General features: G+C 70.3%; 6 protein-coding genes. 4 read left to right on the top strand and 2 right to left on the bottom strand.

Annotation, left to right across the window (positions count from 1 at the left end):
• Positions 1-2,969 (top strand): malto-oligosyltrehalose synthase (treY, locus tag VSO01S_RS03195; RefSeq protein ID WP_153305117.1); only part of this gene is annotated, 2,969 nt, incomplete at its 5' end.
• 19 nt (positions 2,970-2,988) lie between these two features.
• Here treY and VSO01S_RS03190 read toward each other — a convergent pair.
• Positions 2,989-3,855, bottom strand: a complete 867-nt coding sequence (locus VSO01S_RS03190) for an MBL fold metallo-hydrolase (protein ID WP_068640343.1) — start codon at positions 3,853-3,855, stop codon at positions 2,989-2,991.
• 102 nt (positions 3,856-3,957) lie between these two features.
• Between VSO01S_RS03190 and VSO01S_RS03185 the strand changes: the two genes are divergently transcribed.
• Genes VSO01S_RS03185 through VSO01S_RS03175 form a run of 3 tightly spaced genes read left to right on the top strand, consistent with a single transcriptional unit; the run spans position 3,958 to position 5,222 of the window.
• Positions 3,958-4,320: an ArsR/SmtB family transcription factor gene (locus VSO01S_RS03185; protein WP_068640342.1), complete on the top strand. Its 363-nt coding sequence runs from the start codon at positions 3,958-3,960 to the stop codon at positions 4,318-4,320.
• 9 nt (positions 4,321-4,329) lie between these two features.
• Positions 4,330-4,764, top strand: coding sequence for a YeeE/YedE family protein (locus VSO01S_RS03180; RefSeq protein WP_068640341.1), 435 nt, complete (start codon positions 4,330-4,332; stop codon positions 4,762-4,764).
• Positions 4,765-4,775: 11 nt separating this feature from the next.
• On the top strand, positions 4,776-5,222 hold the full coding sequence (locus VSO01S_RS03175) for a DUF6691 family protein (RefSeq protein WP_068640340.1): 447 nt from the start codon (positions 4,776-4,778) through the stop codon (positions 5,220-5,222).
• Positions 5,223-5,274: 52 nt separating this feature from the next.
• On the opposite strand, the gene VSO01S_RS03170 is transcribed toward VSO01S_RS03175, so the two are convergent.
• Entirely contained in the window at positions 5,275-6,765 is a 1,491-nt protein-coding gene (locus VSO01S_RS03170; RefSeq protein ID WP_153305116.1) for an alkaline phosphatase PhoX, read from the bottom strand.
• Positions 6,766-6,780 lie beyond the last annotated feature (15 nt).

Raw genomic sequence — 6,780 nt, 5'->3', positions numbered from 1 at the left:
TGGGGCGGCCCGTCGAGGCGCCCGAGCGCATGGGCGAGCCACCGCCGCCCGGGCTGCATGCCGCCGTGCATGCCCACCTGGCGAGCGCGCCGTCCAGCCTGATGGCGGTGCAGCTCGAAGACCTGCTGGGCCAGCCCGAGCAGGCCAACATGCCCGGCACCGTGGGCGAGCATCCCAACTGGCGCCGCAAGTACTCGGCGGACCTGCAGACCCTGTGGCAGTCCCCGCCGCTGCGGCAGGTGATTGCCGCGGTGGCCGACGCCCGCCCGCAGCGCAGCGCCGCGACCATTCCGCGCGCCACCTACCGGCTGCAGCTGCACAAGGACTTCGGCTTCGACGCGGCGGCGGCCGTCGTGCCGTACCTGGCGCGGCTGGGCATCAGCCATGTGTACTGCTCGCCGATCCACCGCGCGCGGCCCGGCAGCCTGCACGGCTACGACGTGGTGGCGCATGACGAGATCAGCCCCGAGCTGGGCGGCATGCCGGCCTGGCGGCGCCTGTGCGATGCGCTGCAGCGGCACGGCATGGGCCAGCTGATCGACCTGGTGCCCAACCACATGGGCGTGATCGGCGGCGACAACGCCTGGTGGAACGACGTGCTGGAAAAGGGCGAGGCCTCGCTGTACGCCGGCTTCTTCGACATCGACTGGCATGCCGCCACGCCGGGCCTGGCCGGCAAGGTGCTGCTGCCCGTGCTCGGCGTGCCCTATGGCGAGGCGCTGGCGCGCGGCGAGCTGAGCCTGGCCTACGAGCGCGAGCACAACCGCTGGAGCGTGCGCTACTTCGAGCACCGCTTTCCGATAGCGCCCGACAGCCTCTTCAAGCGCCTGCAGGACACGCTGGCCGGCGGCGACGAGGCGGCGCTGCAGCGCGAGATCGACGCCATCAACGCGCCGGAGGGCTGCGACAGCCTGCATGCGCTGATGGACTCGCAAGCCTGGCGCCTGGCGCATTGGCGCTGCGCGGCCGACGAGATCAATTACCGGCGCTTCTTCGACGTGAACGAGCTGGCGGCCCTGCGCACCGAGCGCGCGGACGTGTTCGAGGCCACGCACGGCCTGGCGCTGGACCTGGCGGCGGCCGGCTGGGTCGACGGGCTGCGCATCGACCATCCGGACGGCCTGTTCGATCCGGCCGGCTACTTCGCGCGGCTGCAGTCGGGCCATGCGGCCCGGCTGGTGGCCAGCGGCAAGCCGCTGCGGCCGCTGTACGTGGTGGCGGAAAAGATCGCCGCGGCGGGCGAGGACGTGCCCGTGGCCTGGCCGATTCACGGCACCACCGGCTATCGCTTTGCCAATGTGGCCAACGGCGTGCTGGTGGACCCGCGCGCGGCAGCGCCGCTGGTGGCGCTGTGGCACGCGTTCACCGGCAACCGGCAGGACTTTGCCGAGGTGGCGTACGAGGCGCGCCTGTCGGTGGCCACCGGCACGCTGGCTTCCGACCTGGAGGTGCTGGCCCGCACGCTGCACGCCATCGCCAAGGCGGACCGGCGCACGCGCGACCACACGCTCAACGGCCTGCGCGAGGCCATCGCGGCCGTGGCGGCGGGCATGCCGGTCTACCGCACCTACAACGGCGAAGAGGCAAGCGAGCAGGACGTGCGCGTCGTCGACCAGGCCATCGCCACCGCGCGCGAACGCGTGCAGCGGCTCGAGCCGAGCCTGTGGGCCTTTTTGCGCGAAGCCTTGCTGGGCCGCTGCGTGGCAGGTGCGTCGCCGCAACTGCTGCCGGATGTGCAGCGCTTTGCGCGGCGCTTCCAGCAGTACAGCGCGCCGGTGGCCGCCAAGGGCGTGGAGGACACGGCCTTCTACCGCTACTTTCCGCTCAGTTCGCTCAACGAGGTGGGCGGCGAGCCGGACCGCATCGGCCTGACGGTGCTGGCCTTTCACGAAGCCAGCCTGGACCGCCAGCGCCGCTGGCCGCACACCATGCTGGCCACCTCGACGCACGACAGCAAGCGCTCGGAGGATGTGCGCCTGCGCATCGACGTGCTGTCGGAGCGGGTGGACGCCTGGCGCGATGCGGTCATGCGCTGGCGCGAGATGAACGCACCGCTGCACGCGGGTGTGCTTCCGGCGCACGAATACCTGTTCTACCAGACGCTGGTGGGCGCGCTGCCCGTTACCTCGGCGCCGGCCACGGATTTCGTGGCGCGCATGACGGGCTACATGCACAAGGCTGCGCGCGAGAGCAAATGGGGCACCAGCTGGACGCAGCCCGACACGGCCTACGAAGCGGCGCTGGAAGGCTTTGTGCGTGGCGCGCTGGCGGAGGAGGGCGGCAATGCGTTCCTGCCCGACCTGCTGGACTTCGTGCATGCCATCGACGCCTTCAGCGCCCTCTCGGGCCTGAGCCTGGCCCTGCTCAAGTTCGGCTCGCCGGGCGTGCCGGACGTGTACCAGGGCTGCGAGCTGATCGAGCGCAGCCTGGTCGACCCCGACAACCGGCGCCCGGTGGACTATGCGCTGCGCGAGCGCACGCTCGACGGATTGCAGCAGCTGGCGCAGGCCGAGGACCTGCCCGCGGCCGTGCTGCGCCTGGTCGAGCAGGCCCCCGATGGTCGCGCGAAGATGTGGGCCGGCTGGCGGATGCTGAAGCTGCGCGAGCGGATGCCGGCGCTGTTCCAGCTGGGCAGCTACGAGGCCCTCGAAACGGGCGGCCTTCATGCCGAGCATGTGGTGGCCTTCCTGCGCCGGCACGAAGGCCGTTGCGTGCTGGTGATTGCGGTGCGCCTGTTCGCCGCACTCGCGACGGCGGTGAGCGGCGACTCGAACGCACGGGCCCCCGCCTGGCGCGGCGCCGCCTGGGGCGACACGTGCGTGCGGCTGCCTGCGGATCTGGCCGGCTGCAGGATGACGGATTGCTTGACGGGCCAGGTGCGCACGCTCGGCCCTGAAATGCCGCTGGCCGAGTTGCTCACGCACTTCCCGGGCGCGGTGCTGGTGAACGAGGCGGCCCCGCGCACCTGACGCGGCCGGCCGGCCCGTTTCAGAGCGCGTTGATCGGTATCTTGAGGAAGGACACGCCGTTGTCTTCCTTGGGCGGCATCTCGCCGGCGCGCACATTCACCTGAACGGCGGGCAGGATCAGCACCGGCATGTCCAGCGTGGCGTCGCGCCGCGTGCGCATGGCCACGAAGTCGTCCTGCGAAACGCCCTCGCGGATGTGGATGTTCTTCTCGCGCTCTTCGGCCACCGTGGTCTCGAACGCGACCGGCCGGCCTTCGGGCGGATAGTCGTGGCACATGAAGAGGCGCGTCTGCGGCGGCAGCGCCAGGATCCTGCGCACGGAGGCGTACAGCGTGTGCGCGTTGCCGCCGGGAAAGTCGCAGCGCGCCGTGCCGACGTCGGGCATGAAGAGCGTGTCGCCCACGAACACCGCGTCGTCACCGATGCGGTAGGCCACGTCCGCCGGCGTGTGGCCGGGAACGTGCAGCACCTCGGCCCGCAGCTCGCCGATGCGGAAGACCTCGCCGTCCTTGAACAGGTGGTCGAACTGCGAGCCGTCCTGCGCAAAGCCGGGCTCGAGGTTGAAGATGCCCTTGAAGACCTTCTGCACGGCGGTGATGTGCTCGCCGATGCCGGTGCGCCCGCCCAGGCGCTGCTTGAGATAGGGCGCGGCGCTGAGGTGGTCGGCATGGGCATGCGTCTCCAGGATCCACTCGACCCGCAGGTTCTGGTCCTGCACGTAGTCGATCACCTTGTCGGCCGACGCGGCGCGGGTGCGGCCCGACTTGGGGTCGTAGTCGAGCACCGAGTCGACGATGGCGCAGGCCGTGCCCGGTCCGTTGTGGACGACGTAGGTGACGGTCCAGGTGGCGGGGTCGAAGATGCCGTGGACCTGGGGCTTGGACATGGCGGGAACTCCTTCAGTTTGCTTGACGCTAATATATTGCAAGATATATTGTTATTCAATAGAATATCGCTTCAGAAACTGAAACTGATATCCATCCACACCATGGCCGCCTTGCCGCTTTCCCTCGAACAGATGCAGTCGGCCGCGCGCGAGGCGTGCGGCCTGCTGAAGGTGCTGTCCAACCCCGACCGGCTGCTGATCCTGTGCTACCTCTCGCAGGGCGAGGCCCGCGTGGGCGAGCTGGAGGAGGGGCTGGGCATCGTGCAGCCCACCTTGTCGCAGCAACTCACCGTGCTGCGCGAGGAAGAGCTGGTCAACACCCGGCGCGAGGGCAAGAACATCTACTACTCGCTGGCCAGCGACGAGGCCGTGGCCGTCATCCAGACCCTGTACGCCCAGTACTGCAAGCCCGCCGCGGCCAGGGGCCGTGCGCGCACCGCATCCAAGGCAAAGACGAAGGAGTAAGCAAGCGCCATGACCATCGACTGGACCCACTTCACGCCCTGGGCGTCCCTGGCCGGCGGCCTGGTGCTCGGCCTGGCGGCGGCCGTCTTCATCCTGTTCAGCGGCCGCATCCTCGGCATCAGCGGCATCGTGGGCGGCCTGCTTTCGCCGCGCGCGGGGGATGCGGGTTGGCGCATCGCATTCCTGCTGGGCATGCTGGCCGCGCCGGTGACTTTTTCCTGGATCGCGCCCGCAGGCCTGGTGCCGGCGCCGCGCATCGAAGCCGGCTATGGCGCCGTCGTGGCGGCCGGCCTGCTGGTGGGCTTCGGCACCCGGCTGGGCTCGGGCTGCACCAGCGGCCACGGCGTGTGCGGGCTGTCGCGCCTGTCGCCGCGCTCGCTGGTGGCCACACTGGCCTTCATGGGCGCGGGCTTTCTCACCGTCTTCCTGATCCGTCACCTGTGAGGAGTTCCGTCATGCGACGCACCATCGAATTTCTTGTCGGCCTTGTGTTCGGCTGGGGCCTGCTGCTGTCGGGCATGACTGACCCGGGCAAGGTCCAGGGCTTCCTCGACCTGTTCGGCCACTGGGATCCTTCGCTTGCGCTCGTGATGGGCGGGGCGATTGCCGTGGGCATCTTCGCCTTCGCGCTGGCCAGGCGCCGAACCAGCGCCATCCTGGGCGGTCCGATCCGGCTTCCTGCTTCCAATGAGATCGACAGGCGCCTGATCGCCGGCTCGCTGATCTTCGGCGCGGGCTGGGGCCTGGCGGGCTTCTGCCCCGGGCCGGGCATCGTGGCCATGGCCGCGGGCGAGATCAAGGCGGCGGTCTTCGTGGCCGCGATGCTGGTGGGCATGCTGGGCTTGCAGCTGCTGGATCGCAGGGGCGGCGCCAAGGCGGCGCAGGCCGGCGCGGCGCGCTGAGGCAGGCGCGCCGCGCGGGCGCGCCTGGCTTCTTGCCCTGCCTCTGTCTGTGCTACTTCGCCCGGTTGATGCGCGCGAAGGGTCCGGTCACCGCGTAGGTGATGCCCGGCTCCTGGGTGCTGAAGAACAGCGTCTTGGCATCGGGCGAGAACACCACGCCGACGAACTCGCTGATGTCTTCGGATGCCGGCGTGACGATGTCGCGGCGGTTGCGCGCCAGCAGCGAGGTGCTGCCGTCCGGCGCCACGGCCAGGATGTTCTGGCCGCCGGCCGAGTCCTCGGCCAGGATCAGGCCGCCGTAGGGCGAGACGGTGATGTTGTCCGGCTGGTCGGGCACCGAGTCTTCCGCGCCGCCGCCGGCGGGGCCGGCGTAGGGGAAGTACACCTCCAGCGTCAGCGTGCCGGCCTGCGGGTCGAGCGCCCACACCTGCCCGTCGTGGCGGCCGCCCGAGCCGTCGCTGGGCGAGGCGTACGAGCACACGATGTAGGCCTTGCCATTGCCGAACCAGGCGCCCTCGAGCTTGCGGCTGCGGGTGGCCACCGGTGCGCTCGGGTTGGCGGCATGGCGGAACTGCTTGCGCGTCGAGGTGACGGCCGCCAGCGGATCGTTGACCGCCAGCCAGCCCACCTGGAGCATCGTGCCGACCACGCTGTAGACCGAGAGGTCGGCCACCGGCCCGTTGCCGTCGCGGGCCTGCAGCGCGAACAGGCTGCCGCCTGCGCGCAGGTTGCCGTAGCCGGGGTTCGGGTTGTTGGGCACGCACTTGTACAGCAGCCCATGCGGATTGCTGGCGTCTTCGGTGAGGTAGACCTCGCCGGTGCGCGGGTCGATCACCGCGGCCTCGTGGGCGAAGCGGCCCAGGCCGGCGAGCGGGAAGGGATTGCGGTTGTTCTGCGGGTCGAAGGGGTCGACCTCGAAGACGAAGCCGTGGTCCTTGAGGGCGCCGTTGGCACCCATCTTGACCTCGGTCTCCTCGCAGGTCAGCCAGGTGTTCCAGGGCGTGACGCCGCCGGCGCAGTTGTTGAAGGTGCCGGCCAGGCTCACGTACTCGTCGGTCTTCCTGCCGTGCTTGTCGAGCACCACGGTGGAGGTGCCCCCGTTGGCCGCGTACAGCGTCGCGCCGTTCACGACGCGCGTGCCGGCGTCGTAGATGAAGGCCGGGTCGGTGACCGCGTCCTGCGTGGGCGCGCCGATGGCGGTGGCTGTCGCGCCCTGCTCGTGGTTGCGCACCATGAAGATGGACTTGTCCGGGCCGGAGAAGGTGCCGGTGCCGTCGAAGCGGCCGGGCAGGCGCTTGCCGTTGGGCATGGTTTCGCCCACGCGCGAAACGACGGTGTACGAGAAGCCGGGAGGCAGGTCCAGCAGCCCGGCGGGGTCGGTGATCAGTTCGCCGTAGGCGCCTGCGGTGGGGCTGCCGTTGCCGGTAGCGAAAGCGGAGGCTGAGGCGGAGGTGCCGGCGATCAGCGCGGCAAGGTTGCCGGTGGCGGCAAGACCGGCGCCGACCGCCGAGCGGCCCAGCAGGTTTCTTCGGGTCAAGGTCATGGGAGGAGGCTCCTT

Source organism: Variovorax soli NBRC 106424 (genome assembly GCF_001591385.1).
Taxonomy (GTDB): Bacteria; Pseudomonadota; Gammaproteobacteria; order Burkholderiales; family Burkholderiaceae_C; genus Variovorax; species Variovorax soli.
This window is presented reverse-complemented; position numbering and strand designations above follow the sequence as displayed.

Coding starts and splice junctions, on each gene's coding strand:
- VSO01S_RS03185 (WP_068640342.1), top strand. CDS start 3,958: ATGGCCGCCTTGCCGCTTTCCCTCGAACAGATGCAGTCGGCCGCGCGC.
- VSO01S_RS03190 (WP_068640343.1), bottom strand. CDS start 3,855: ATGTCCAAGCCCCAGGTCCACGGCATCTTCGACCCCGCCACCTGGACC.
- VSO01S_RS03170 (WP_153305116.1), bottom strand. CDS start 6,765: ATGACCTTGACCCGAAGAAACCTGCTGGGCCGCTCGGCGGTCGGCGCC.
- VSO01S_RS03175 (WP_068640340.1), top strand. CDS start 4,776: ATGCGACGCACCATCGAATTTCTTGTCGGCCTTGTGTTCGGCTGGGGC.
- VSO01S_RS03180 (WP_068640341.1), top strand. CDS start 4,330: ATGACCATCGACTGGACCCACTTCACGCCCTGGGCGTCCCTGGCCGGC.